This is a genomic window from Hydrogenophaga sp. Root209 (assembly GCF_001428625.1).
GTDB lineage: Bacteria > Pseudomonadota > Gammaproteobacteria > Burkholderiales > Burkholderiaceae_C > Hydrogenophaga.
This window is the reverse complement of the sequence record NZ_LMIE01000033.1, coordinates 97,143-121,944: the sequence shown is the minus strand read 5'-3', so window position 1 is coordinate 121,944 and position 24,802 is coordinate 97,143. Positions and strand designations below refer to the sequence as shown.

Here is a 24,802-nt window from a genome sequence, read left to right as displayed (position 1 = left end):
GCAACGCACATGAACAAATTGGGTTTCATCCTCACCAGCCTCGTTGTGGCATTGGCCATCGCCAGCTCCATGCTTTTCGTGGTTGACCAGCGCCAGTTCGGTGTGGTCTTCCAGTTGGGCCAGATCAAGCAGGTCGTGACCGAGCCAGGTCTGAATTTCAAACTGCCGCCACCGTTCCAGAATGTGTCCTACATCGACAAGCGCCTGCTGACCCTGGAGAGCACCGACACCGAACCGACGCTCACGGCCGAGAAACAGCGTGTGGTGATCGACTGGTACGTTCGCTGGCGCATCGCCGAGCCGCAGGAGTACATCCGCAACGTCGGCATCACCGAGCGCGCCGGCGCCTTGCAGCTCAACCGCGTGGTCCGCAACTCGTTTCAGCAGGAAGTGAACAAGCGCACCGTCAACGAGCTGCTGTCGACCCGGCGTGAAGAGCTGATGGCCGATGTGAAGCGCGAAGTGCTGGCCGCGGTGCGCAGCGCCGACAAGCCGTGGGGCATGGACGTGGTGGACGTGCGCATTACCCGCGTCGACTACGCCGAGAGCATCACTGCGTCGGTTTACCAGCGTATGGAAGCCGAGCGCAAGCGCGTGGCCAATGAACTGCGATCCACCGGCTTTGCCGAAGGAGAAAAAATCCGCGCCGATGCCGATCGTCAGCGTGAGGTGATCGTCTCCGAGGCCTATCGCGATGCCCAGCTCATCAAGGGTGAGGGTGACGCCAAAGCCGCTGCATCGTTCTCCGACGCCTTCGGCCGCGACCCGGCCTTCGCCCAGTTCTACCGCAGCCTGGAGGCCTACAAGGCGAGCTTCGCCAGCAAATCCGACGTGCTGGTGGTCGATCCTTCTTCCGACTTCTTCAAGTCCTTGCGCAGCAGCAATCTGGCGCCCAATCGGTGAGTGCCATGATGCCCGTCGGGTTGATCGTTCGCACGCGTTGACAACGCGGCTTCGGCGACGTGGACCTGATCTGGACCGCCCTGGCGCTTGTACTCGTGTTCGAGGGCATCCTGCCCTTGGTGGCGCCGCGGTTGTGGCGTCAGGTCTTCTCTGAAATGCTGAGTCTGCGCGATGGGCAGCTCCGCTTCTTCGGCCTGATCTGCGTGGCCAGCGGTGCCCTGATGGTCTGGCTGCTGGGATGAATTCCCCTGGGTGGCCGGGTGCTCAACGCGCCTGTGCCCACCCACTCATGCGACATGCCTGCGGATACCCTGCCGCACCCCGGTAAAATCGCGGTTTTAACAGCTCCTGAAAATGCCCATGTCTGCCTGGGTCCTCCCGGATCACATTGCCGATGTCTTGCCTTCCGAGGCCCGCCACATCGAAGAATTGCGCAGGAGCTTGCTCGATACCGCCCGTGGCTATGGCTACGAGTTGGTCATGCCTCCCCTGCTGGAGCACCTCGAGTCCCTGCTCACCGGTACCGGTGAAGCGCTCGATCTGCAAACCTTCAAACTTGTTGATCAGCTCTCTGGCCGCACACTCGGCCTGCGCGCTGACAGCACGCCGCAAGTAGCCCGCATCGATGCGCATTTGCTCAACCGCCAGGGCGTGGCTCGCCTGAGTTACTGCGGGCCGGTGGTGCACACACGCATCGACCGTCCGCTTGCCAGCCGTGAACCATTGCAGTTCGGCGCCGAGATCTATGGCCACGCCGGCCTGGAGGCCGACCTGGAGGTGATCGAACTCGCGCAGGCCTGCCTGCGCGTGACCGGCGTGAAGGGCCTGCAGCTCGACATGGCCGACGTGCGCGTGATCGATGCCGTGCTGGCGCCGGTCGTGCTCACGGCGGCCCAGGAAACCCGTATCCATGCAGCGCTCAACGCCAAGGATGTGGCCGAACTCAACGTGCTCGCGCGCGACTTGCCGCCTGCCGTGAGGCGCGATCTCTGCGCACTCCCGCGCCTTTTCGGTGATGTGGCCGTGCTCGATGAAGCCCGGCAGACGCTGCAAGCCTCGCCCGAGCTGCATGCCGCGCTCGACAGCTTGCGCTGGCTTGCCTCACATGCGCAGAACATGACGGTATCGATCGATCTCGCCGACCTGCGCGGCTATGCCTACTACACCGGCATGCGCTTTGCGTTGTTTGCACAGGCAGGGCAGGGCCAGTCGCTGGAACTGGCGCGCGGTGGCCGCTACGACGAGGTGGGTGCCGTGTTCGGCCGCAACCGCCCGGCCGTGGGCTTCAGCCTGGACCTGAAAGAGCTGGTGGCCGCAGTGGCACCGCGCCCCCTGGTGGCGGCAATCCGTGCACCCTGGGGCATGGACGCCAGTCTGCGGGGGGCCATTGCCGACCTGCGTGCACAAGGCCACACAGTGGTGTGTGTGCTGCCCGGCCACGAACACGAAGTCGACGAATTTCATTGCGACCGCGAACTGGTGCCCGATGCGGCGCGCGCGGGTGCATGGACGGTAAAGAACATTCAAACGGAAATCAGCCAATGACGAACAGCAGCAACGCCGTGACACCCGGTCGCAATGTAGTGGTGGTGGGGACCCAGTGGGGTGACGAAGGCAAGGGCAAGCTGGTCGACTGGCTGACTGAAACCGCCACCGGCGTGGTGCGTTTCCAGGGAGGCCACAACGCGGGTCACACGCTGGTCATCAACGGTGTGAAGACGGCTTTGCACCTCATCCCCAGCGGCATCATGCGTGCCGGTGTGAAGTGCTACATCGGCAACGGCGTGGTGCTCTCGGTGGGCAAACTGTTTGAAGAAATCGCGGGGCTGGAAAAGGCCGGTGTGGAAGTGCGTTCGCGCTTGCGTGTGAGCGAAGGTTGCCCGTTGATCCTGCCGTTCCACGCCGCCATCGACATCGCGCGCGAAGCCGCCAAGGTCAAGGCCGGCACCGAGAAGATCGGCACCACCGGCCGCGGCATCGGCCCGGCCTACGAAGACAAGATCGCGCGCCGCGCGCTGCGCGTGCAGGATCTGAAGTACCCCGAGCGTTTTGCCGCCAAGCTGCGCGAGCTGCTCGACCTGCACAACCACCTGCTCACCAGTTACCTGCACTCTGCCGACATGGTCTGGGACGAAAAGATTGCCGCCTACATGAAAGACGGTGCGATCCAGTTCGAACCGGTCTACGCCGAGGCCATGCAACAGGCCGAGCTGCTCAAGCCCATGATCGCCGACGTCTCGCGCGAGCTCAACGAAGCCCACCAGGCTGGCGCCAACCTGCTGTTCGAGGGCGCGCAGGGCACGCTGCTCGACATCGACCACGGCACCTATCCCTTCGTCACCTCCAGCAACTGCGTGGCCGGCAATGCTGCCGCCGGATCGGGCGTGGGCCCTGGCCTGCTGCACTACGTGCTGGGCATCACCAAGGCCTACTGCACCCGCGTGGGCGGTGGCCCGTTCCCCACCGAGCTGGAATGGGAAAAGGAAGGCACGCCAGGCTGGCACATGGCCACCGTGGGCGCAGAGAAGGGCGTGACAACCGGGCGCAGCCGCCGCTGCGGCTGGTTCGACGCCGCGCTGCTCAAACGTTCGGCCCAGGTCAACGGCCTCACCGGCCTGTGCATCACCAAGCTCGACGTGCTCGACGGGCTCAAGGAACTCAAGCTGTGCACCGGCTACCAGCTCGACGGTGATGTCATCGACATCCTGCCCATGGGTGCCGAGGACATCGCACGGTGCGAGCCGATCTACGAAACCCTGCCGGGCTGGAGCGACTCGTCGGTGGGCGTCACGCAGTACGACAAACTGCCCGAGAATGCGCGCCGCTACCTGCAACGCATCGCGGACACCACCGGTGTGCCGATCCATGTGGTGTCGACCAGCCCTGATCGCGACCACACCATTCTGATCCACCATCCGTACCACGGCTGAGCGGCGCATGCACGGCCCGCGGGCCCGTGCATCGTGCAAAATCCCGATCGATACCCCCAGGAGTCCGAATGCTCACCGAAGACGGCAAACATCTCTACGTTTCATACGACGAGTACCACAACCTGATCGAGAAGCTCGCGCTCAAGGTCTACCAGTCGGGTTGGGAGTTCGACACCATCCTGTGCCTGGCCCGCGGCGGCATGCGCCCCGGCGACATCCTCTCGCGCATCTTCGACAAGCCACTGGCCATCATGTCCACCAGCTCCTACCGGGCCGCCGCCGGCACCGAGCAGGGCAACCTGGACATCGCCCGCTACATCACCACGCCGAAGGGCGAGATTGCCGGCAAGGTGCTGCTGGTGGACGATCTGGCGGACTCCGGTCACACCCTCAAGGCGGTGATCGACATGCTCAAGAACAACTACGTGCCCATCACCGAGATGCGCAGTGCGGTGATCTGGACCAAACAGCTGTCGGCCTTCACGCCCGACTATTCGGTGGAGTTCCTGCCGACCAACCCCTGGATCCACCAGCCGTTCGAGGGCTATGACAGCATGCGCCCGGCGCAACTCCTTGAAAAATGGAAGCTCTGATCTGAATGGCTGATCTTTCCACCCGCCTGATCCACCACCCGTACAAGCCGCCCGAAGGCTTCGAGGCGGTGGCGCCGGGTGTGCACAAGGCGTCCACCGTTCTCTTTCCCAACGTCAAGGCACTGCGCACCAAGGACTGGAAAGACAAGAGCGGCTACACCTACGGTCTGCACGGAACGCCGACCACGTTCACGCTGGAAGAGCGCCTGGCCACGATCGAGGGTGGCCAGCACTGCATGCTCGCCCCCAGCGGCCTGGCCGCCATGACGCTGGTGGACATGGCCTTGCTGCGCAGTGGCGACGAGCTGTTGATCCCCGACAACGCCTACGGTCCGGGCAAGGTGTTCGCCGAGGTCGAACTGGCCGCCTGGGGCATCACGCACCGCTACTACGACGCCATGGATCCCGAGGACCTCGCGCGCCAGATCGGCCCGGCCACGCGCCTGGTCTGGCTGGAGGCTGCGGGTTCGATCACGCTGGAGTACCCCGACATACCTGCGTTGGTCGAGCGTGTGCGTCAGGCCAACGCACTGCGTGCTCAAGAGCAGACCATCGTCACCGCTCTGGACAACACCTGGGGCGCGGGCATTGCATTCAATGCGTTCGAGCTGGGTGTGGACGTGTCGGTGCAGGCACTCACCAAATACCCCAGTGGTGGCGCCGACGTGCTCATGGGCTCGGTGATCACGCGCAACCTGGCCCTGCACCGCAAGATCCTGCTGACCCGCATGCGCCTGGGCCTGGGCGTGGGGGCCAACGATGCCGAACTCGTGCTGCGTGGGCTGCCCAGCATGGCGTTGCGCTACCAGGCCCAAGATGCCAGCACGCGCGAGCTCGCCATCTGGATGCAGGCACAGCCGGGCGTGGTGCGTGTGCTGCACCCGGCACTGCCGGGCTCGCTCGGCCACGCCACCTGGCTGCGTGACGCGAGCGCCGCGGCTTGCCTGTTCAGCGCCGTGTTCGATCCCTCGATTCCTCAGTCGCGCATTGATGCGTTCTGCGACAGCCTGAAGCTCTTTCGCCTGGGCTGGAGCTGGGCGGGGCCCATCAGCTTGTGCGCCCCTTACGACACAGCGTCCATTCGACCCAAAGGCTGGCCGCACGCCGGTGGTCTGGTACGCTTTGCGGTCGGTCTGGAATCCGTGCACGATCTGCGTGCCGACCTCGCACAGGCCATGGCGGCCCTGCAAGCCTGACCCCTTTGTTTCAACAGACCTGAAAGACTGATTTGGCTACTCCCAACTACGGATACGAAAAGCGCCAGCGCGAGCTTGCCAAGAAGAAGAAGAAAGAGGAAAAGCTCAAGGCCAAGGCCGAAGGCCGCCGCCACGACGACACCGATGCGCCGCAAGAGCCGGGCACCGATGCACCGGACAGCGCATCGGGCGGCGACGGCGCTGGCGCTGCGGACTGACCCGTCGGACAAGGTCAGCGGCCTGGGCCCCGCGCTCAGGCCGTGTTTTCGCTGGCGATCAACGATCGCGCAGCCTCGTTCAGCGAATCGGCTGAGCGGTCCCGCAGCTCACAGGGCAGGGCCTGCGGGAATTGTTTGAAGTTGCGCCCGATCGACTGGGCGTACATCGGGTCGTAGTGGTGGGTCAACAGCTCCAGCACCACCTCAGGCGTATTGCCACTCTTGACCCTTTCAGTCCAGCTCGACACCACCTCCTTGCCCCGCAATTCCGTCAATGCTTCCAGGCGCGAGCAGAACGAAGCGGGGTCCTTGACGAAGAAGTCATAGTCCTCCAGCAGCAGGGCCACGCGCTCTTCATCTGACAGGCGCAGGTCGATGCAGGGGCTCGCCCGCATGGCGTCAATCAACGCATCGGGAACGCGCACATTGCCCACCTTCTTGCTTTCGCTCTCCACGTAGACCACATGCGCCGGGTCGAAGCCGCGCAGGGCCTGCCACACCATCGAATCAAAGCGCTTCTGGCTCGGCTGAGGCTGGCCGGGAATGTGGCCCAGTACCGAGCTGCGGTGGCTGGCCAGGGCTTCCAGATCGAGCACCTGCGCGCCTTGCGCGGCCAGCGCCTGCAGCAGGCGTGTCTTGCCGCTGCCCGTGGGGCCACAGACGATGCGGTAGTGCAGGCGCTCGGCCATTGAAGGCAAGGAGTCGACCAGTGCTGCGCGCCAGGCCTTGTAGCCGCCTTCGATCAGGGTGACGTGGAAACCGATGGCGCCCAGGATGGTGGCCAGCGCGCCACTGCGGTTGCCGCCACGCCAGCAGTACACCAGTGGCTTCCAGGTGCGCGGCTTGTCGATCACTTCGCGCTCGATGTGCGCCGCGATGTTGCGCGCCGACAGCGCCGCGCCGCGCTTCTTCGCTTCGAACGGATTGACCTGCTTGTACATCGTGCCGATGGTGATGCGCTCCTCGTTGTTGAGCGTGGGCCAGTTCACCGCGCCCGGCACATGGTCGAGCGCGTGCTCGTCTTCGGTGCGGGCGTCGATGATGAGGTCGAATTCGGCCAGGCGGCTCAGCGCCTCTGCGGCATTCAGGGTGTGTACGGGCATGCCCGATTATCGGCGCGTGATCAGCTTGCGCAGTTCGGGCCACACGTTGTCGCGCATGGTGGCCTGGGCGCGCTCGTTGGGATGGATGCGATCGGCCTGGAAAAGCGCCGTTGGGTCTTTCGTGTCGGCCACGCCCTTGAGGAAAAACGGAACAAGCACGGTTTTTTCGGCCTTGGCCACGGTGGTGTACAGGTCGCGGAACTCCTGCGCGTACTTCGCGCCGTAGTTCGGCGGCATCTCCATGCCCAGCAGCAGCACCTGCGCACCCGCTTCGCGCGAGAGGCGCGCCATGGTGGCGAGGTTGTCGCGCGTCATGTTCAGCGGCAGACCACGCAGCGCATCGTTGCCGCCGAGCTCGATCACCACCCACTTCGGTTTGTGCTGCTTGAGCAGCGCCGCGATGCGCGAACGCCCGCCGGACGTGGTGTCACCGCTGATGCTGGCGTTGACCATGCGCGCCTTGACCTTTTCCTCAGCGAGCGTCTCGCCCATCAAGGCCACCCAGCCGGTGCCGCGCTTGAGACCGTACTCAGCGCTCAGCGAGTCGCCCACCACCAGAACCACCGGCAGGTTGCTGCTGGCGGCTTGCGCCAGCGCATGGCCCAAAGACCCTGCAGTGGCGAGCGCGCACACGCTGCAGGCCAGCGCGTTAAAGTGACGGCGTTTCAACTTGAGAAGTCCTTCCATGTCCGATGTGATGATTGCGGTCCAGCATGTGTTCAAGTCGGTCACCGACTCCACCGGTTCGCTGACCATTCTGCGCGATATCGATTTCACCCTGAACAAGGGGGAAACCGCCGCCATCGTGGGTGCCTCCGGGTCGGGCAAGAGCACGCTGCTGTCCATCGTGGCCGGATTGGACACCCCCACCAGCGGCACAATTCACATCGATGGCGTTGATTTGTTTGCGATGGACGAAGACCAGCGCGCCGCGCTGCGCTCACAAAAGGTCGGTTTCGTGTTCCAGAGCTTCCAGTTGCTGGGCAACCTCACTGCGCTGGAAAACGTGATGTTGCCGTTGGAGCTCGCCGGGCGGCGCGATGCCCGCGCCACCGCCACCCACATGCTGCAGCGTGTGGGTTTGGGCGAACGGCTCTCCAGCTACCCCAAGGTGCTCTCGGGTGGTGAGCAGCAGCGTGTGGCGCTGGCGCGTGCATTCGTGGTGCAGCCCGCCGTGCTGCTGGCCGACGAGCCCACCGGCAGCCTCGATTTCGCCACGGGCGGCAAGATCATGGAGCTCATGTTCGATCTGAACCGCGAGCAGGGCACCACGCTCGTGCTGGTCACGCACGACCGGGGCATTGCCCAGCGTTGCGAACGGCGCATCACCATCGAGGCCGGGCAGGTGGTGCCCGAAGCCCAAGAGGCCGCGGCCATCGCCTGAGGCCGCCCGCGCCCGGAGGGGATAATCCGGGCATGTCTTCCCCCAAAGTGCTTTTCGGCTTTCACGCCGTGGGCGTGCGCCTGAAAACCGCGCCCCAATCCATCATCGAGATCTACTACGAGCCCACGCGCCGCGACGCGCGCATGCGCCAGTTCCTCGACAAGGCCCGCGAGGCCAACGCCCGTCTGATCGAAGCCGACGGCCTGCGCATCGCCAAGCTCGCCGGTAGCCACGGCCACCAGGGTGTGGCCGCCCGCGTGGAAGAGATCAAGCAGGTGCATTCGCTTGACGAGTTGCTGGAGCAACTGGAGGCCACCGGTGTGGCACCCCTGCTGCTGGTGCTCGACGGCATCACCGACCCGCACAACCTCGGCGCCTGCTTGCGCGTGGCCGACGGCGCTGGTGCGCACGCCGTGATCGCACCCAAGGACCACGCCGCCGGCATCAACGCCACCGTGGCCAAGGTGGCCAGCGGTGCGGCCGAGACCATGCCCTACTTCATGGTGACCAACCTGGCGCGCACCTTGGGTGAGCTCAAGGAGCGCAACATCTGGATCATCGGCACCAGCGACGACGCGCCAAAGACGCTCTACCAGGTGGACCTCAAGGGCCCGGTGGCGCTGGTGCTCGGCGCCGAAGGCGCGGGCATGCGCCAGCTCACGCGCAAGACCTGCGACGAGCTCGTGAGCATTCCCATGCACGGCGCGGTGGAGAGCTTGAACGTGTCGGTGGCCAGCGGCGTGTGTCTGTACGAGGCGCTGCGCCAGCGCAGCTGAAGCCCATGCTCGAGACGGTGCGCGGCTGGATCCGCGAAGCGCGCCACATCGCCGTGCTCACCGGCGCGGGCATGAGCGCAGAGTCCGGCGTGCCCACCTTCCGCGACGCGCAGACCGGACTGTGGTCGCAATTCAATCCGCAGGAGCTCGCCACCGAAGCCGCCTTTCGCGCCCACCCTCAGCGCGTGTGGGACTGGTATGCCCACCGTCGTGAAATGATCGCAGGCGTGGCGCCCAACGCGGGCCATGTGGCGCTGGCGGCTTTTGAGCAGCGGCACCCTGGCCGCCTGACCCTCATCACCCAGAACGTGGACGGTCTGCACCAGCGCGCGGGCCACACCAATGCCCTGGCCCTGCACGGCAACATCGCCGACGACCGTTGGCTGGACGCGCCGCGCGCCTGCTGCCGGGTCGACGCCATCGAGGCGGGACGGCCGCCGCGCTGCCCGGTCTGCGGCAACCTGCGCCGGCCGGCGGTGGTCTGGTTCGGCGAGCACCTGCCCACGGTCGCGCTTGAGGCTGCGGAGCAGGCCGCGCGCCACTGCGAGCTGATGCTGGTGGTGGGTACCTCGGGTGAGGTCTATCCCGCCGCAGGCCTGGCGCTCACCGCCCACCAGTGCGGCGCGCGCGTGGTGATCGTGAACCCCGAGGTCACGCCACTGGATGCCGTGGCCGAGCTGTGCCTCAGGCAGCCAGCGGCGCTGTGTCTGCCGCTGCTGCTGGCGTAAGCTGTCGCCACCTGCCACGCCCGCTGGCACCACTGGAGACGACACATGGCGATCGCCACCCTCGACACATGGCACGAAGTGGTCCAGACCCGCAGCATCAAGGGCCTGCGCGACCTGCTGGCAGATGACGTCGTCTTTCATTCGCCGGTGGTGCACACGCCCCAGGCCGGCAAGGCAGTCACCACGCAGTACCTGGCCGCGGCGTTCCACGTGTTCTTCAACGCTTCATTCCGCTACGTGCGTGAAGTGGTCGGGCCACGCGACGCGGTGCTGGAGTTCCAGGTCGAGATCGACGGCATCACAGTCAACGGCGTCGACATGATTCGTTGGAACGACGAGGGCCGCATCGTCGATTTCAAGGTGATGATCCGCCCGCTCAAGGCGATCAACTTGATCCACCAGAAGATGGCGGCCATGCTGCAGGCCAACCAGTAGCCTGCAGCGGGCTTCACACCCAGCCCAGCGCGCCCAGAACGGCGCCCGCACCGATCATCCACAGCAGGTGGATCTTCGTGCGCCACACCAGCAGCGTGGCCGCGGTGGTGAGCAGCCACAGGGGCCAGTCACGCTCGGGGTGGTCGTGGGAACCGGTGAGCAGCCAGCCGGTGGCAATCAGCAAGGCGATCACGATCGGCGCCATGCCGGTCTTGAAGGCCCGCACCGCGCGCAGTTCGCGGTTCTTGTGCGCCCAGCGGGTGGCAGTGTAGGTGAGCACGGAGGAGGGCAGCATGATGGCCACCATGGTGACCACCACGCCCAGAAACGCGAGCGCCCAGGCATTTCCACCAGCAGCGGGGCCGCCGCCTGCGTTGAGGCCGACGTTCCAGCCGAGCAGGGCGACGAAGAGCACGTTGGGCCCTGGTGCGGCTTGTGAGAGCGCGATCGATGAGGTGAACTGTGCGTCGCTGAGCCAGCCGTTCTGGTAGACCAGATAGCGGTGCATGTCAGGTGCGGTGGTGATGGCACCGCCCACGCCGAGCAGCGAGAGCGAAGCGAAATGGGTGAAGAGGTCGAGCCAGTTGGCCACAGTGGGCGCCATGCTCATGGCAATGCCTTGCGGTCAGCAGGCCCGTCGGCCAGTACGCGATAGGCCCACAGGCAGGCCGCGCCGCCAATGCCCAGCAGCACCCACAGCAGGGGCCAGCGCATCAGGCCGATGGCGATGAAGGTGAGCACCGCGAGGCCGACGCACACCGTCATGCCCATCGCGTTCTTGCCGAGCGCGGCGATGAGCTTGATGCCGGTGGCGGTGATCAGGCCGGCGGCCACGGCGCCCATGCCCCGCAGCGCGTTTTGCGCCACGGGGTTGTCGGCCACGTTGCCATAGAGCACCGCCAGCAGCAGCACAACCACGAGCGGCGCAGCCAGCATGCCGGCCAGCGCTGCCATGGCACCTGGCAGGCCGAAGTAGCGCCCGCCGATCATCATGGAGAGGTTGACCACATTGGGTCCCGGCATGATCTGCGCGACCGCCCAGTCTTCAATGAACTGCTCGCGCGTCATCCAGCGCTTTTTCTCCACCAGCTCGCGCTGCACCACCGCCAGCACCCCGCCAAAGCCTTGCAAGGCCAGCCAGGTGAAGGAGACGAACAGGTCGGTTTTCGACTGGGGGTGGTTGAGGGCGTCGTCGGGCAGGTGGGCTGGGGCTGTGGGCATGGCCGCGATTATCGTGCTGCGCTCATGGCTTGGCTCAGAGCGCGAGTTCCCAGGTCTCCCCCACGAGGTCGTGGCCGTAACTGTGGTGGGCCTCGCTGTGCACAAGAACAAAGCCGCGCTGCGCGTAGATGGCGCGCGCGGCGGTGAGGATGCCGTTGGTCCACAGCACCATCTTGCGGTAGCCCTTGGCGCGCGCGAAGGCCAGGCATTCGTCGGTGAGGCGCGCACCCAGGCCCAGGCCGCGCGCGGCGGGGCTGAGGATCAGCAGCCGCAACTGCGCTTCGGTCTCGCTCTTGCGCACCACGAAGACCGAACCCACGCGTTCGCCATCGAGCTCAGCGATCCAGCCGCGTTCCCACACCGGGTCGTGCTGGCGGATCATGCCGGCGACGATCTCCGCCACCAGGGCCTCGAACTCGCTGTTCCAGCCATACTCGCGCGCGTAGATTTCGCCATGCTGCTGCACCACCCAGCCCATGTCGCCAGCTCGCACGTCGCGCAGCACGGCGGTGCGCGAGGGCTTGCCAGCGTCCGGGTCCAGCAGGGCCTGCACCCGCGCCAGCGCAGCCACCAAGGTGTCCCGCCGTTCCGGCGCCAGCGGAGCCAGCAGGCGCGCGGCCTCCTCGCGCGAGCGCTGTTGCATGGGCTCGAACGCGGCGCGGCCTTCGGGTGTGAGGCTCAGCGCATGCTGGCGGGCGTCGGTGGGCGAGGGGGTGCGCGTGATCCAGCCGGCATCGATGAAGCGGCGCACGATGCGGCTGAGGTAGCCCGCATCGAGCAGCAGCCGACGCCCGAGCTCGCTGGCGGTGCAGGGCGCGTGGTGTGCCAGCTCGTAGAGCACGCGCACTTCGGTGAGGGAAAACGCGCTGCCCAGGTAGGGGTCGAGCAGGCCGGTGCGTTGGGTGTAGAAGCGGTTGAAGGCGCGCAGAGCGCGCACCTGACTGGGGTCGACTGGTCTCGAGGCATCTGCGGTGGAAGCGGCTGCTTGCATGCCCGCAGTGTCGGGCATTTTGTTGACTATGGCAATTAAATGTCTGCCGATGTCAGCTGAAGTTGGCGCCCGATTGCAGGATTTCGCGCACCCGCTCGCGCGTGAGCGGCTTGGTCACGAAGCCCTGGATGAGCGGCGTTTGGGCGGCCTTCTCGCGATCCTGTGGGGCGTCCGACGAGGTCAGCATCATCACCACCACCGCGGGCTTGCCCATCAGCAGGGGTGTGGCTTCGAGCGCGAACTCGAAGCCGTCCATCAGCGGCATGTTGATGTCGAGATAGATGCAGGTCGGAAGGGTGAGGGGATCGGTTTTGAGGTGGCGCAATGCCTCGATGCCGCTTTCAAACACCAGGATGTCGCCGGTGAACCCGGCGCGCCGGATCATGATCTCGTGGAAGACGTTGTCCGCTTCGTTGTCGTCGATGAGGATGAAACGCTCGGGTGCGGTCATGGTCATGGTCATGTCAAGTGGAGTGCGGCGGGGCGGCGGGCAGATGGAGCGTGAAGCGACTGCCTTCGCCAAGTGTGGACTGCACGCTGATGCTACCGCCGTGCAATTGCGCGACGCGGCGGCAGACGGACAGGCCCAGACCGGAGCCCTCAAAGTGCTTGCGCGTGTGCAGGCGCTTGAACATGTCAAAGATGTCGTGCTGGTGTTCCTCCGCAATGCCGATGCCGTTGTCATGCACGTGAATCCGGTGGCCGCCATCGACCCCTTCAACCGCGATACGCACCACGGGAGGCACGCCCTGGCGGGAAAATTTCAAGCCGTTGGAGGTCAGGTTCTTCAGCACGATGCGCAGCAGCGGTTCATCGGCCATCACCGACGCTTGTGGTGCGCATTCGACGCGCCCGCCCGTGCGTTGAAGCAAGGGGGTCAGGTCGTCCTGAAGCTGGTGCATCAAACGGGAGACCTCCAGCGGGCGCAGTTGCACGGCATGGTTGCCCAGTCGCACGAAATGCAGCAGGTCGTCGAGCAAGAATCTCATGCGCTGGCCGCCCGATTGCACGAACGAGAGGTATCGCTGGGCCGGGGGGCTGAGTTCGTCCACATGGTCGGTGACCAGCAGCGAGGTGAAGTTGTTGACGGTGTTGATCGGTTCGCGCAGGTCGTGGGAGATGATGTGGATGAAGCGATCCTGCTCCAGGGTTTTTTGTTCGAGCAGTGCAACTGTTTGCTGCAGCTGCGCTTCGCGCGCCCGGGTTTCGTGCACGTCCTGTGCCCGCATCACGGCGCCGGTGATCTCGCCCCTGGGATTGCGCACCGGCAGCAGGGCCACTTCCAGGTGACGAGGACCGCGTCCGGGGAAATTCGGTTTGCGGGCGTAGAAACCGGGCTCGCCCGCCAATGCGCGCACCAGCTGGGGTTGGATGATCGTGCGAAACTCCTCTTCACCCACATGCTCCGCAACGCGGCGTCCGATGATCTGCTCGCGGGTACAACCCCAATACGCCAGGAACGTGTCGTTGACATGTTGATAGACGTGTTGTGTGTCGATGTAGACCTGCAGGTCAAGACCCGAAATTGCCATGGCGGTGAGTTGCTCGTGCTGCAGCCGGGCTTCTTCGCGGCGCACCGACTCGTGTTCCAGCAGGCTGGTGACGAGGCTGGCCAGGCGGCGCAAGGCGCCCAACTGGTCAGGTTGAAGCGAGCGGGCTTTCAGGTCGACGACGCACACCGTGCCCAGCGCAAAACCGTCATGGGTGACGATGGGGGCACCGGCATAAAAGCGCGCGCTGGCCGGGCCGGCCACAAACGGGTTGCTGTTGAAACGAGGGTCCAGTTGCAGGTTTTCGACCATCATCACCTGCTCGGGATCCATGATGGCGTGTGAGCAAAAGGCCACGTCCCGCGGTGTTTCCTGCGCTTCCAGGCCAATGCGCGACTTGAACCACTGGCGGTCCTGGTCGATGAGCGTGATGAGCGCCACCGGAGTCCCGCAGATCATCTGGGCCAGTGCTGAAATGTCGTCGAATGCCTTTTGCGGCAGCGTATCCAGGATGCCCAGGCCGTGGAGTCTGGCCAGTCGCTGTGCCTCGTTGGCCGGGATCGGGGATGTCTGCATCGTGAGCGTTTCAGGGGGTCGTCAAGTTGTAACACAGCCCCCTGCGCAGCACCCGTTTCCAGCAGCGATATAGCGCCGCCTGTCCACTTCGACACGCGCCCCCCAGGGCGCACACGGTGAAGCTGCGCGCGCCGGCTAAACCGACATACCGCCCGAAATCTCGATCACGGCGCCGTTGATGTAGCTCGCCTCGTCGCTGGCGAGAAAGGCGTACACGTTGGCGATCTCTTCAGGCTGACCAAGTCGGCGCAAGGGCACGCGATGCTCCATCTCTGTGATGACCTTCTCCGGAATCGTGCCGAGGATGGAGGTGGCGATGAAGCCAGGCGCCACGGCGTTGACGCGAATGCCCTTGGGGCCGAGTTCACGGCTCCAGGTCTTGGTGAAGCCGATCACGCCGAACTTGGTTGCCGCGTAGTTGGTCTGGCCGAAGTTGCCGTAAATGCCCACCACCGACGAGGCGTTGAGGATCACACCACTGCCTTGCGCGGTCATGTGCTCGGTCACGGCCTGGGCGCAATGGAACACACCTCGCAGGTTCACGTCGATCACCCGGTCGAACTGCTCCAGTGTCATCTTCTGCAGCCGCGCGTCCTGCGTGATGCCGGCATTGTTCACCAGCACGTCGATTCGACCGAAGCGCTCCATCACCCGTGCCACGACTGCATCCACCATCTCGCGCTGCGTCACGTCCATCACGAAACCCACCGCCTGGGCGCCGAGCGCTTCGCACTGTTGCACGGCGGCGTCCACCGCCGCCTGCTTCACATCGCACACGATGACCACGGCGCCTTCGTGTGCGAACTTGATCGCGGTGGCCAGGCCGATGCCCTGGGCGGCACCGGTGATGAGGCTGATTTTTCCTTGGAGACGTTTCATGCTGGATCGGTGAGGAGGGGGTCGAAAAAAAGCCGGCAGGACCTGCCGGCGGGAGGGATGAGGGCGCTCAGTACACGGGTTGATGGTGGCGGATGGCGCGCAGGGTGGCCTCGTCGAGGTCGAAACCATTGCCATGTCGGGCGGCCAGCCCGGCGCAGCGCTGCTCGAAGGCGTCGATGCCCATGCCGTAGATGAACTGCAGCGCACCACCGGTCCAGGCCGGGAAGCCGATGCCGAAGAGGGAGCCGATGTTGCCGTCGTGCACGGATGTGAGCACACCTTCGGCCAGGCAGCGCGCGGTTTCCACGGCCTGGCGGTAGAGCAGGCGGTCTTTCACGTCCTGCAGGTCCCAGGCGCGCCCGGGCTTTTCGAACAAAGGTTTGAGTTCCGGCCAGAGCGTCTTCTTTTGTCCGGCTGGGTAGTCGTAGAAGCCGCCGCCGGCCGCGCGGCCTGCGCGGTTGAGTTCCTTGACCATGCGCTCGACCAGCAGTTCACCCGGTGTGGCGGCGTAGGCCTTGCCCTCGGCGGCAAAGTCGGCACGGGTCTGGTCGAGCACATGAACCGAGAGCGACAGCGCGGTTTCGTCCAGCACGGCCAAGGGCCCCACCGGCATGCCGGCCTGCATGGACGCGTTTTCGATCACCGGCGCGGGAATGCCTTCGCCCAGCATGGCCGCGCCTTCCATGACGAAGGTGCCGAAGGTGCGGCTGGTGTAGAAACCGCGCGAGTCGTTCACCACGATGGGCAGCTTGCCCAGCGCCTGCACGTAGTCGTAGGCGCGCGCCACCGTCTCGTCGTCCGTTTCCTTGCCGCGGATGATCTCCACCAGCCTCATCTTGTCCACCGGGCTGAAGAAATGGATGCCGATGAACTTGGCTGGGTTGATGCTGGCCTGGGCCAGACTGGAGATGGGCAAGGTCGAGGTGTTGCTGGCGAAGAAGCCACCCGGGGCCAGCATGGGCTCGGCTTCGTGTGTGACGGTGGCCTTGAGTTCGCGGTTCTCGAACACGGCCTCGATGATGAGGTCGCAGCCCTGCAGGTCCGACGGATAGGCGGTGGGCCTGATGCGTTCGAGCAGCGCCTGCTGATCTTGCGGGTTCATGCGCCCCTGGTCCACGCGTGTCTGTGTGAGCCGCGCGCTGTAGAGCTTGCCGCGCTGGGCGTTCTCCAGGCTCACGTCTTCCAGCACGGTGTCGATGCCACGGCTGGCCTGGGTGTAGGCGATGCCCGCGCCCATCATGCCGGCGCCGAGAATGCCGACCTTCTTCGGCTTGTAGCGCGGCACATCTTTCGGACGCGACTGCCCGCTCTTGATCGCGTTCATGTTGAAGAAGAACGTGTTGATCATGTTTCTGGCCACCGGGCTCACGATGAGCTTGGCCAGGTAACGGCTCTCGATGCGCGTGGCGGTGTCGTAGTCCACCATCGCGCCTTCGGCCATGGCCGCCAGCGCGGCTTCAGGTGCGGGGTACAGGCCGCGTGTCTTCTGCTTGAGCACGGCCGGGGCCACGGTCAGCATGCTGGCGATCTTGGGGCTGGACGGAGTGCCGCCCGGGATCTTGTAGTCCTTGGCATCCCAGGGGTGTTGGGCCTTAGGGTTGGCCGTGATCCACAGGAGGGCTGTGGTGCGCAGGGAGGCCGCCAGATCGGCTCCGTTGGCCGGCACCAGTTCGTGCACGAGACCGAGTTCGAGCGCTTCGCGCGGATTGAATAGCTTGCTTTCCAGAATGAAAGGCTGCGCGCCCATCAGGCCGAGCAGGCGCGTCATCTTGGTGATGCCGGTGGCGCCAGGGATGAGGCCGAGCGTGATTTCGGGCAGGCCGAGCTGGATTCGGGGGTCGTCCGCCGCCACGCGGTGGTGGCCCACGAGCGCCACTTCCCAGCCGCCGCCGAGGGCCGCGCCGTTGATGCAGCTCACCACCGGCACGCCCAGCGTCTCCAGCGTGCGGAAGTTCTTCTTGGTCTGCTCGATCTCGGCGAAGACGCGCGGCGCGTCGGCCGGTGTCAGGCGCATCGTGCTCTTGAGGTCGGCGCCAGCGAAGAAGGTGCTCTTGGCCGACGCGAGGATGATGCCTTTGATCAAGCCCTTGTCGCGCACCACCAGGCCGGTAGCGGTGGTCAGGTCGCGCTGCCAGTCTGCGCACATGGTGTTCACTGGCGAGCCGGGCTCGTCGAAGGTGAGGGTGGCGATGCCTTCGTGCAGTTCGTAGCGGATGGTTTTCATGTGGTGATCGGCTTCCTGTTCAGACTCGCTCGACGATCGTCGCGATGCCCATGCCGCCGCCCACGCAGAGCGTGGCCAGGCCATAGCGCAGCTGGCGGCGGTGCAGTTCGTCGACCAGCGTGCCCAGGATCATGGCGCCGGTGGCGCCCAGTGGATGGCCCATGGCGATCGCGCCGCCGTTGACGTTTACTTTTTCGTGCGGCACGCCCATCTCCTTCATGAACTTCATGGGCACGGCCGCAAAGGCCTCGTTCACCTCGAACAGGTCGATCTGGTCGATGGTGAGGCCCGCCTTGGCCAGCGCCTTGCGCGCCGCGGGCATGGGGCCGGTGAGCATGATGGTGGGATCGGCCCCCGAGAGCGCCACCGAGACGATACGCGCGCGCGGCGTGAGCTTGTGCGTCTTGCCAGCGGCCTCGCTGCCGATCAGCACGGCCGTGGCGCCGTCGACGATGCCCGAGGAATTGCCCGCGTGGTGCACGTGGTGGATGCGCTCGACCTGCGGGTAGCGCTGCAGCGCCACCGAATCAAACCCCATGCCGCCGAGTTGCTCGAACGCGGGTTTGAGCGCAGCCAGGCCGTCCATGGTGGTGTGCGGCTTGATGAACTCGTCTTCGTCCAGGATGGTCTGGCCCAGGAAATCGGTGACCGGCACGACCGAGCCCTTGAAGTAACCCGCGGCGCGCGCGGCCGCCGCGCGCTTCTGCGATTCGAGCGCGAAGGCGTCCACGTCGTCTCGGCTGAACCCCTCCAGGGTGGCGATCAGATCCGCGCCGATGCCTTGCGGCACGAACATCGTGTCGCTGTTGGTCTGCGGGTCCTGCGCCCAGGCGCCGCCGTCCGACCCGATCGGCACGCGGCTCATGCTCTCCACGCCGCCAGCGACGACCAGGTCTTCCCAGCCGCTCTTCACCTTCATCGCCGCCATGTTCACGGCTTCGAGGCCGGAAGCGCAGAAACGGTTGAGTTGCACGCCCGAGCAGCGCCAGTCCCAGCCGGCCTTGAGCGCGGCCACCTTGGCGATAACCGAGCCCTGCTCGCCGATCGGAGAGACCACACCCATGACCACGTCGTCCACTGCGGCGGTGTCGAAGCCGTTGCGCTGCTGCAGATGGGTCAACACACCGGCGAGCAGGTCGACCGGCTTGACCTCGTGCAGGCTGCCGTCTTTCTTGCCTTTGCCGCGCGGCGTGCGCACGGCATCGAATACGAATGCTTCGCTCATGGAGTCTCCTGGGGGAAGGCGGATGCCGCGAATCAGTATAGACTTTTGCCAAGCAACTGCTTTGTCAAATTCTCTTCCCCAGTCTGATAGGTGACATCATGATCGAGCGCAACCTGTTCAACACCGACCATGAGGCCTTCCGCGACAGCTTTCGCAAGTTCATTGAAAAAGAAATCGCGCCGCACCACGAGGCTTGGGAAGAGCAGGGTTACGTGGACCGCGCGGTGTGGAGCAAGGCCGGCGACAACGGCTTTCTGTGCATGACTTTGCCCGAAGCCTACGGTGGCTCTGAAGCCGACAAGCTGTACTCGGTGGTGCAGATGGAGGAGATCGCGCGCACCGGTTTCAGCGGCATTGGCTTTGGACTGCACAGCGAAATCGTGGCGCCCTACATCCTGCACTACGGCACCGAGGCGCAGAAACAGAAGTACCTGCCCAAGCTCGCCAGCGGCGAGATGGTGGGTGCCATTGCCATGAGCGAGCCCGCCGCCGGCAGCGACCTGCAGGGCGTCAAGAGCACGGCCATCAAACAGGCCGATGGCAGCTACCTGCTCAATGGCAGCAAGACCTTCATCACCAACGGGTGGCACGCCGATCTGGTGATCGTGGTCGCCAAGACCGACCCGAGCGCCGGTGCCAAGGGCACCAGCCTGCTGCTGGTGGAGCGCGGCATGCCGGGCTTCGAGAAGGGCAAGCGCCTGAAGAAACTGGGCATGAAGGCTCAAGACACCTCCGAGCTGTTTTTCGACAATGTGAAAGTGCCGGCCGAGAACCTGCTGGGCGGTGCGGCACACGAAAACCGCGGCTTCATCTGCCTCATGGAGCAGTTGCCCTGGGAGCGGCTGCAAATCGCCATTGGTGCGGTGGCCGCGGCGCAGGCCGCGATCGACTGGACGGTGGAGTACACGAAAGACCGCAAGGTGTTCGGCCAGCCGGTGGCCGCCTTCCAGAACACGCGCTACAAGTTGGCCGAGCTGCAGACCGAGGTGCAGGTGGCGCGCGTGTTCGTGGACAAATGCTGCGAACTGGTGAATGTGGACAAGCTCGACACCGCCACCGCCAGCATGGCCAAGTACTGGTGCTCCGACCTGCAGTGCAAGGTGATGGACGAGTGCGTTCAGCTGTTCGGTGGCTACGGCTATATGTGGGAATACCCCATCACCCGCGCCTACGCCGATGCGCGCGTGCAGCGCATCTACGGTGGCACCAACGAGATCATGAAGGAGGTGATCTCGCGCAGCATGGGTCTGGGCGGGCGCTGATTCTCGGAAATATTTCGCATTCCTTCTGTCCAGATCAATCCGTGATTTGTACTTAAAAAGTATGATTGCTTCGGTTTTTGTACTGGGGAGGGTGGAAGGTGAAAAACGTCGACATCAAACAACTGGCGCTGTTCTGCGAACTCATCGAGAGTCAGAGCCTCACCGAGGCGGCTGCGCGCATGAACATCACGCCGTCGGCAGCCAGTCAGGCGCTCACTCGCCTGCGCAATGTGCTCAACGACGACCTGTGCGTTCGCGAGAAGAACCGATACCAGCTCACGCCCTATGCCGATGGCGCGTTTGCCGTGTTCCAGCAGATGGTCGGTCTGTGGAAGGACGTGAGCAACAGCGCCTGGGCGTTTGACCCGCTGCAATGCGACGCGCACATCATCATGTCGTGCTACGACGCGTTCGGCGAAACCGAGCTGGCGGAGCTGTATCGCAGCATCCTGCGCAAGGCCCCCAGCCTGAGCCTGGATATTCATGCGCCTGCCAACGGACCCCAGGACGTGGAAGCCTTGCGCGCCGGTGATGTGGACGTGGTCTGCAGCCACTACGAGCCGCCGGGCGATGCGCGCGATCTGTACGTGGAAACCGTCAAGCACTTCGAGATCACGCACTGTTGCGTGAATGTGGACCATCCGCGCATCGGCGACGAGCTCACGCTGGATCAATACCAGGCCGAAGAGCACCTCTTGATCACCTTCCTCAAGCGCCACGGCGGGCGCCGCAGCCCCATCGACCTGGAGCTTGAAGCGCGGGGTTTTGCGCCACGAAGGACGACCATCGTGAATTCCTGGCACCTGTGTTCGGAGTTGCTGGGTCGCACCGACCGGCTGGTGACCACCAGCCCGCAACAGGCCCGGCACCTGGTGCGGGGAAATCCGAAGATCAGGTGCATTCCCTTGCCCACCGACTTCAACTGGCCCACCATGCCTGTCAACATGATCTGGCACCAGCGCACCCACAACAGCAAACCCCATCGGTGGATGCGCTTGCAGTTGCGCGAGTACCTCGCGTACGGCTCGGGGGAGGGCGCGCCGGTCGCCAGCCGAGGGATCATCTCCCGCGCTTCGTGAGACGCTTCGTGCGCGCCGTTTGCAAGAGCCGCATCACCCCAGCAGCGCATCCATCTCGCGCAGTTTTTGCACGGCGACAGGTTCGCTGATCTTTCTGCAGATGAGGTCAAAGCACTCGAAGCGCAGGTCTCGAATGGTGGCGAGCTGCGAGGCCGAGATCACTTTCAGGTACAGCCGAAGGTCCCGGCGGGACATGTCCGCGATGTGCGCTCCGAGCATCGTTCCCAGCAGCTTCTTGAGTCGTTCGAGCCGGATGTGTTCACACGCCACCCGCATCGATTCGTGCTCGCTGGACGTGATCCTTCTGAGCCACTCTCGAAAGCTGGTGTTGGGGGCGCTGTTGACCTGTCTTGCCGAGCCGGGGACGGGATCGAAACAGGAAAAAGACGGTTGTGCGAGAAGGCGGTGAGCGCCGCGCGGTGGGTCTTGGTGTGCCATGAACTTCCTCCGATGACTGCGTTGTCGATGGGAGGAATTTAGAAGCGCGCCGCTCAGGCGTCCATTTCGAAGATAACGATAGCGCTTTCGGAGAAATGAATAGCGAAAATCAATCGTGCAGTCGGACAAAGCGGGGCAAGGGCGGGTCGCCGAGCGCCAGTCGGGTCTTCAGCGCAAGGCCCTCGGGGGGTGCGTGGTCGGCCAGCACCCAGGCGCGATCGGTGTGCTCCGAAGCCTCCTGCAGCAAGGCGTTGAGAAAGCGGATGGAGCTCATGTCCAGCGCTGCGAAAGGCTCGTCGATCAGTGTGAGGGCGGTGCCTGCCGCAAACGCCGCGCTCAGCCAGACCTTTCGTTTGCTGCCGGCCGACAGCATGTACATCGGCTTGTCGATGTGGGGATCCAGCGCGAAGGCTCGCGCGAGGTCTTGCGCACTGCCCAAGTCGAAGCCGGGGTAGCGCGACACGAGGGTGGCGAACCATGCCCGCGCGCTGATCGCATCGAGCGCATCGCTGCGCGGCTCGGTGCGAAACACCTGCGCCCGGTAGGCATCTGCGTGCGTTTGCAGGTGGGTGTTGCGCAGCACGAAGGCCCCGCTGTCGGCGCGCAGGTCGCCTGCCAGCAGTCTCAAGAGAGTCGTCTTGCCACTGCTTTCCTCTCCATGGACCACCGAGACGCCGGCGGGCAGCTGCAGGCTCAGGTCTTGAAACAGGGGGATGTCTGGCCAGCCGAAATGCAGGCCGGTGACTTCCAGCACTGGGGCGTTGGTGGTGGGTGTCATTGTTCAGTAGCCGATGCTGTAGCGCAGGCCCTGGTGGTTGAGCACGGCGTTGCGCGGGCCGATGGCTTCCAGGCGCAAACCGGGTGCGATGTCCTGACCTTCCTGCACGACCTTGCCATTGGCGATCAAGGTGCGCAGCGCCGGGTTTTTTGACCAGGTGGAGCCGCTCACATTGACGCCGGGAAGCTGCGCACGGGCCTCGGGCGAGAGTTGGCCGAAGGTGGGTACGTCCGCGCGAACGGTGGGTCCGACGGCGGGCGGTGGGGTGCTCGGTCGCGCGGGTGCGAGTATGGGTAACGCGGGTGCAGGGGCTTGTTCGGGTGCACGCACTGCTACTGAGGGCTCGGCCGGCAGTGCGCTGGTTGTTGGGGGTGCCACCAGCGGCGCCGGCGCGCCGATCGGTTGGCTGATGGGCCGGGTTTCGGGCTCGCCGGTGCCGGCGGCCCACCACCAGGCCGCGGGGGCTGCGAGAGCGAGGGCGACGACCAGTCCCCCCACGGCGCGCCAGCGGCGCGGGGTTGCGGCGTGCCCGCGCGCCACCTGGTCGGGCGGAACGAGGCCGCTCTTGAGCCCGGGTACGCGGCCCTGATCGCGCTCGGCTTCGGCCCGTTGGAGTGCGTCGAGGATGTAAGACATGCGGTATGGATGAAGTGGGCGATGGCTCGGCCAGCCGTCAGGGTTGCGACGCCACGAGCCGGGGCTCGTTCACACCGCTGGCGAGGTTCACCTGCATGAAGGTGAGCGGCCCGGCCACGCCGGCGGCGTCCACACCTCGTGATCGTTGAAACGCCTGGATACGCGCATTGAGGTTGTTGGCTGACGGTGGAACGTGTCCATGGGCCTGCAAATCGGCGATGCGCGTGTCCAGCCACTCGGCTGCGGCTCCCGCGCGCCCATCCACCAGTCTGCCCGTCTGCCCTGGTGGTGTTCGCCACAGGGTGGCGAACTCACCCCGCCAGAGGTCGTTCAGGGTCGCGAGGGGCAGTCGCCAGCGTTGCTCACCAGACTGCAGCGTGGCGCTGTCGTCCGTCATGGCGGTGAGCAGGGCCCATGCGGTGCCTTGCCCACGCAGCCGCAGTGTGAGGATGCCCGGGCGGTTGAGTTGGCGCAGGCCGTGGATCGTCATGCGGTCGGTGCGGTAGCACTGGAGCTGGTGTTGCAAGGCGTTCGCGCAGGCTTCGCCGTCGGCGAGGGCTTGGCCCCAGAGGGGCCCGAGTTCGCGCCAGGCCTGGGCCTCACTGCCGATGAGTGTCTCGAGGTCGGGTACGGTGTCCGACACCGCCAAGGCCATCGCCGGCGTCGAGACGGGTTGCTCGACAGTGGCTGGGGCGGGCACTTCGTCGGGCGCGGTCATCGCAGCGACTGCAGGCTGCACCGTGGGTCGCAGGGCTGGCTGGGTGGTGTTCCACCACCAGAACAACGCGCCTGCCACCAAGGCGCCGCCCAGCGCGCCCATGCCCAGCGTGCCCAGCCACGCCGGCCCCGGCTGCGCATGCCTCCGCGCGGTAGGCGCCGCGGTGTCGCAGTCGAACACCTCGCGCGCGGCCTTGTTGACCACGGTCGCCGTCAGATGAGACACGCCACCGGCGTATGCGCCCAGCAGTGCGCGGTCGCAGAGAAGATTGATGCGCCGGGGCACGCCTCGGGCCAGCGCGTGGACGCGCGCCACAGCCTTTTTCGAGAAAGGCAGTGGCCCGCTCAGTCCCGCCACCTGCATGCGGTGCTCGATGTATTTTTGGGTCTCGGCCTTGTCGAGGGTGCCGAGATGAAAGCGCGCAATCACCCGCTGGGCGAGCTGTTCCAGCTCGGGTGTGGCCAGGAGGGTGCGCAACTCGGGTTGGCCGATCAGGATGATCTGCAGCAGCTTGCGTTCGCTGGTTTCCAGGTTGGTGAGCAGGCGCAGCTGTTCCAGCACATGCGGTGTGAGGTTTTGGGCTTCGTCAATGATGAGCACATTGCGCTCGCCCCGGGCGTGGCTGGCCAGCAGGTGGGTGTTGAGCGGGTCGAGGTGGTCCTTGATGGTGGGCGGACCGATGCCCTCGTGTGTCACCTCGACGTGGAACTCGCTGCAGATGGTCTTGAGCAGGTCGTTGACGGTGAGCTTGGGGTTGAAGATGTAGGCAACCCGGCAGTTCTCGGGCAGTTGCTCCAGAAAGCAGCGGCAGACCGTGGTCTTGCCGGCGCCGATCTCGCCACTGAGCAGCACGAAACCACCATCGCCCTGTACGCCGTAGAGCAGATGCGCCAAGGCTTCCCGGTGGTGCTCGCTCATGAAGAGGTAACGCGGGTCCGGAGCAATTGAAAACGGGCTCTGCTGGAGCCCGAAAAACTCGGCGTACATGCTTTTGAGCATACCGCCGTCTCATGCGCAGG

At 65.1% G+C, this 24,802-nt stretch carries 27 protein-coding genes; 13 read left to right on the top strand and 14 right to left on the bottom strand.

From position 1 onward, the window contains the following. Positions 1–9: 9 nt before the first annotated feature. The 7 genes from hflC to ASE11_RS23445 all read left to right on the top strand — a co-directional run bounded on the left by hflC (position 10) and on the right by ASE11_RS23445 (position 5,840). Entirely contained in the window at positions 10–903 is an 894-nt protein-coding gene (gene hflC / locus ASE11_RS23475) for a protease modulator HflC (protein WP_056277683.1), read from the top strand. 59 nt (positions 904–962) lie between these two features. Next, a complete protein-coding gene (locus ASE11_RS23470) occupies positions 963–1,145 on the top strand; it encodes a DUF2065 domain-containing protein (protein WP_056277680.1) in 183 nt (60 codons plus the stop codon). A 118-nt stretch (positions 1,146–1,263) separates the two neighbouring features. Continuing rightward, positions 1,264–2,448 carry an ATP phosphoribosyltransferase regulatory subunit gene (locus ASE11_RS23465; protein ID WP_056277677.1) on the top strand — a complete coding sequence of 395 codons (1,185 nt, stop codon included), beginning with the start codon at positions 1,264–1,266 and terminating at the stop codon, positions 2,446–2,448. Further along, positions 2,445–3,833 carry an adenylosuccinate synthase gene (locus ASE11_RS23460; protein WP_056277674.1) on the top strand — a complete coding sequence of 463 codons (1,389 nt, stop codon included), beginning with the start codon at positions 2,445–2,447 and terminating at the stop codon, positions 3,831–3,833. The genes ASE11_RS23465 and ASE11_RS23460 overlap by 4 nt, the downstream gene beginning before the upstream one ends. 68 nt (positions 3,834–3,901) lie before the next feature. Continuing rightward, complete coding sequence (locus ASE11_RS23455; RefSeq protein ID WP_056277672.1) at positions 3,902–4,426, top strand: phosphoribosyltransferase; 525 nt, start codon at positions 3,902–3,904, stop codon at positions 4,424–4,426. Positions 4,427–4,431: 5 nt separating this feature from the next. Then, positions 4,432–5,622, top strand: coding sequence for a PLP-dependent transferase (locus ASE11_RS23450; protein WP_056277668.1), 1,191 nt, complete (start codon positions 4,432–4,434; stop codon positions 5,620–5,622). A gap of 32 nt (positions 5,623–5,654) precedes the next feature. After that, entirely contained in the window at positions 5,655–5,840 is a 186-nt protein-coding gene (locus tag ASE11_RS23445) for a hypothetical protein (RefSeq protein WP_056277665.1), read from the top strand. Between the two features lie 35 nt (positions 5,841–5,875). Here ASE11_RS23445 and mnmH read toward each other — a convergent pair whose 3' ends face one another. Together mnmH and ASE11_RS23435 are read right to left on the bottom strand one after the other, a co-directional pair. Then, a complete protein-coding gene (gene mnmH / locus ASE11_RS23440; protein WP_056277662.1) occupies positions 5,876–6,943 on the bottom strand; it encodes a tRNA 2-selenouridine(34) synthase MnmH in 1,068 nt (355 codons plus the stop codon). A 6-nt stretch (positions 6,944–6,949) separates the two neighbouring features. Further along, a complete protein-coding gene (locus ASE11_RS23435) occupies positions 6,950–7,630 on the bottom strand; it encodes an arylesterase (protein WP_056277659.1) in 681 nt (226 codons plus the stop codon). Here ASE11_RS23435 and ASE11_RS23430 point away from each other — a divergent pair. The 4 genes from ASE11_RS23430 to ASE11_RS23415 are packed head-to-tail and all read left to right on the top strand — an operon-like array spanning position 7,629 to position 10,266. Then, positions 7,629–8,327: an ABC transporter ATP-binding protein gene (locus ASE11_RS23430; protein WP_056277658.1), complete on the top strand. Its 699-nt coding sequence runs from the start codon at positions 7,629–7,631 to the stop codon at positions 8,325–8,327. The two genes, ASE11_RS23435 and ASE11_RS23430, sit on opposite strands and share 2 nt — an antisense overlap. Before the next feature lie 32 nt (positions 8,328–8,359). Further along, on the top strand, positions 8,360–9,103 hold the full coding sequence (rlmB, locus tag ASE11_RS23425) for a 23S rRNA (guanosine(2251)-2'-O)-methyltransferase RlmB (protein WP_056277655.1): 744 nt from the start codon (positions 8,360–8,362) through the stop codon (positions 9,101–9,103). A 5-nt stretch (positions 9,104–9,108) separates the two neighbouring features. Then, positions 9,109–9,831 carry an SIR2 family NAD-dependent protein deacylase gene (locus ASE11_RS23420; RefSeq protein ID WP_056277653.1) on the top strand — a complete coding sequence of 241 codons (723 nt, stop codon included), beginning with the start codon at positions 9,109–9,111 and terminating at the stop codon, positions 9,829–9,831. Between the two features lie 45 nt (positions 9,832–9,876). Continuing rightward, positions 9,877–10,266 carry a nuclear transport factor 2 family protein gene (locus ASE11_RS23415; protein WP_056277650.1) on the top strand — a complete coding sequence of 130 codons (390 nt, stop codon included), beginning with the start codon at positions 9,877–9,879 and terminating at the stop codon, positions 10,264–10,266. Positions 10,267–10,279: 13 nt separating this feature from the next. Here ASE11_RS23415 and ASE11_RS23410 read toward each other — a convergent pair whose 3' ends face one another. The 8 genes from ASE11_RS23410 to ASE11_RS23375 all read right to left on the bottom strand — a co-directional run bounded on the left by ASE11_RS23410 (position 10,280) and on the right by ASE11_RS23375 (position 18,872). Next, entirely contained in the window at positions 10,280–10,876 is a 597-nt protein-coding gene (locus tag ASE11_RS23410; RefSeq protein WP_056277647.1) for a chromate transporter, read from the bottom strand. Next, positions 10,873–11,487: a chromate transporter gene (locus ASE11_RS23405; RefSeq protein ID WP_056277644.1), complete on the bottom strand. Its 615-nt coding sequence runs from the start codon at positions 11,485–11,487 to the stop codon at positions 10,873–10,875. The genes ASE11_RS23410 and ASE11_RS23405 overlap by 4 nt, the downstream gene beginning before the upstream one ends. Positions 11,488–11,521: 34 nt before the next feature. Beyond that, entirely contained in the window at positions 11,522–12,478 is a 957-nt protein-coding gene (locus ASE11_RS23400) for a helix-turn-helix domain-containing GNAT family N-acetyltransferase (protein ID WP_056278097.1), read from the bottom strand. Between the two features lie 52 nt (positions 12,479–12,530). After that, on the bottom strand, positions 12,531–12,935 hold the full coding sequence (locus tag ASE11_RS23395) for a response regulator (RefSeq protein ID WP_056277641.1): 405 nt from the start codon (positions 12,933–12,935) through the stop codon (positions 12,531–12,533). Between the two features lie 7 nt (positions 12,936–12,942). After that, complete coding sequence (locus ASE11_RS23390) at positions 12,943–14,544, bottom strand: ATP-binding protein (RefSeq protein WP_056277638.1); 1,602 nt, start codon at positions 14,542–14,544, stop codon at positions 12,943–12,945. A 135-nt stretch (positions 14,545–14,679) separates the two neighbouring features. Next, positions 14,680–15,423, bottom strand: coding sequence for a 3-oxoacyl-ACP reductase FabG (fabG, locus tag ASE11_RS23385; protein WP_056277635.1), 744 nt, complete (start codon positions 15,421–15,423; stop codon positions 14,680–14,682). A 67-nt stretch (positions 15,424–15,490) separates the two neighbouring features. Further along, positions 15,491–17,647 carry a 3-hydroxyacyl-CoA dehydrogenase NAD-binding domain-containing protein gene (locus ASE11_RS23380; protein WP_056277632.1) on the bottom strand — a complete coding sequence of 719 codons (2,157 nt, stop codon included), beginning with the start codon at positions 17,645–17,647 and terminating at the stop codon, positions 15,491–15,493. 19 nt (positions 17,648–17,666) lie between these two features. Next, positions 17,667–18,872 carry an acetyl-CoA C-acetyltransferase gene (locus tag ASE11_RS23375; RefSeq protein WP_056277629.1) on the bottom strand — a complete coding sequence of 402 codons (1,206 nt, stop codon included), beginning with the start codon at positions 18,870–18,872 and terminating at the stop codon, positions 17,667–17,669. Between the two features lie 98 nt (positions 18,873–18,970). Between ASE11_RS23375 and ASE11_RS23370 the strand changes: the two genes are divergently transcribed. Further along, a complete protein-coding gene (locus ASE11_RS23370) occupies positions 18,971–20,134 on the top strand; it encodes an acyl-CoA dehydrogenase family protein (RefSeq protein ID WP_056277626.1) in 1,164 nt (387 codons plus the stop codon). Positions 20,135–20,232: 98 nt separating this feature from the next. After that, entirely contained in the window at positions 20,233–21,213 is a 981-nt protein-coding gene (locus tag ASE11_RS23365) for a LysR family transcriptional regulator (RefSeq protein WP_056277623.1), read from the top strand. A 33-nt stretch (positions 21,214–21,246) separates the two neighbouring features. On the opposite strand, the gene ASE11_RS26045 is transcribed toward ASE11_RS23365, so the two are convergent. The 4 genes from ASE11_RS26045 to ASE11_RS23345 all read right to left on the bottom strand — a co-directional run bounded on the left by ASE11_RS26045 (position 21,247) and on the right by ASE11_RS23345 (position 24,770). Next, positions 21,247–21,651 (bottom strand): hypothetical protein, encoded by a 405-nt coding sequence (locus tag ASE11_RS26045; RefSeq protein WP_156406471.1) that lies wholly within the window; start codon positions 21,649–21,651, stop codon positions 21,247–21,249. Positions 21,652–21,760: 109 nt separating this feature from the next. Beyond that, positions 21,761–22,429, bottom strand: a complete 669-nt coding sequence (locus ASE11_RS23355; protein WP_082585980.1) for an ABC transporter ATP-binding protein — start codon at positions 22,427–22,429, stop codon at positions 21,761–21,763. Positions 22,430–22,432: 3 nt separating this feature from the next. Beyond that, positions 22,433–23,065: a general secretion pathway protein GspB gene (locus ASE11_RS23350; protein ID WP_056277618.1), complete on the bottom strand. Its 633-nt coding sequence runs from the start codon at positions 23,063–23,065 to the stop codon at positions 22,433–22,435. A 37-nt stretch (positions 23,066–23,102) separates the two neighbouring features. Further along, complete coding sequence (locus ASE11_RS23345; protein ID WP_056278092.1) at positions 23,103–24,770, bottom strand: ExeA family protein; 1,668 nt, start codon at positions 24,768–24,770, stop codon at positions 23,103–23,105. Positions 24,771–24,802: the final 32 nt, after the last annotated feature.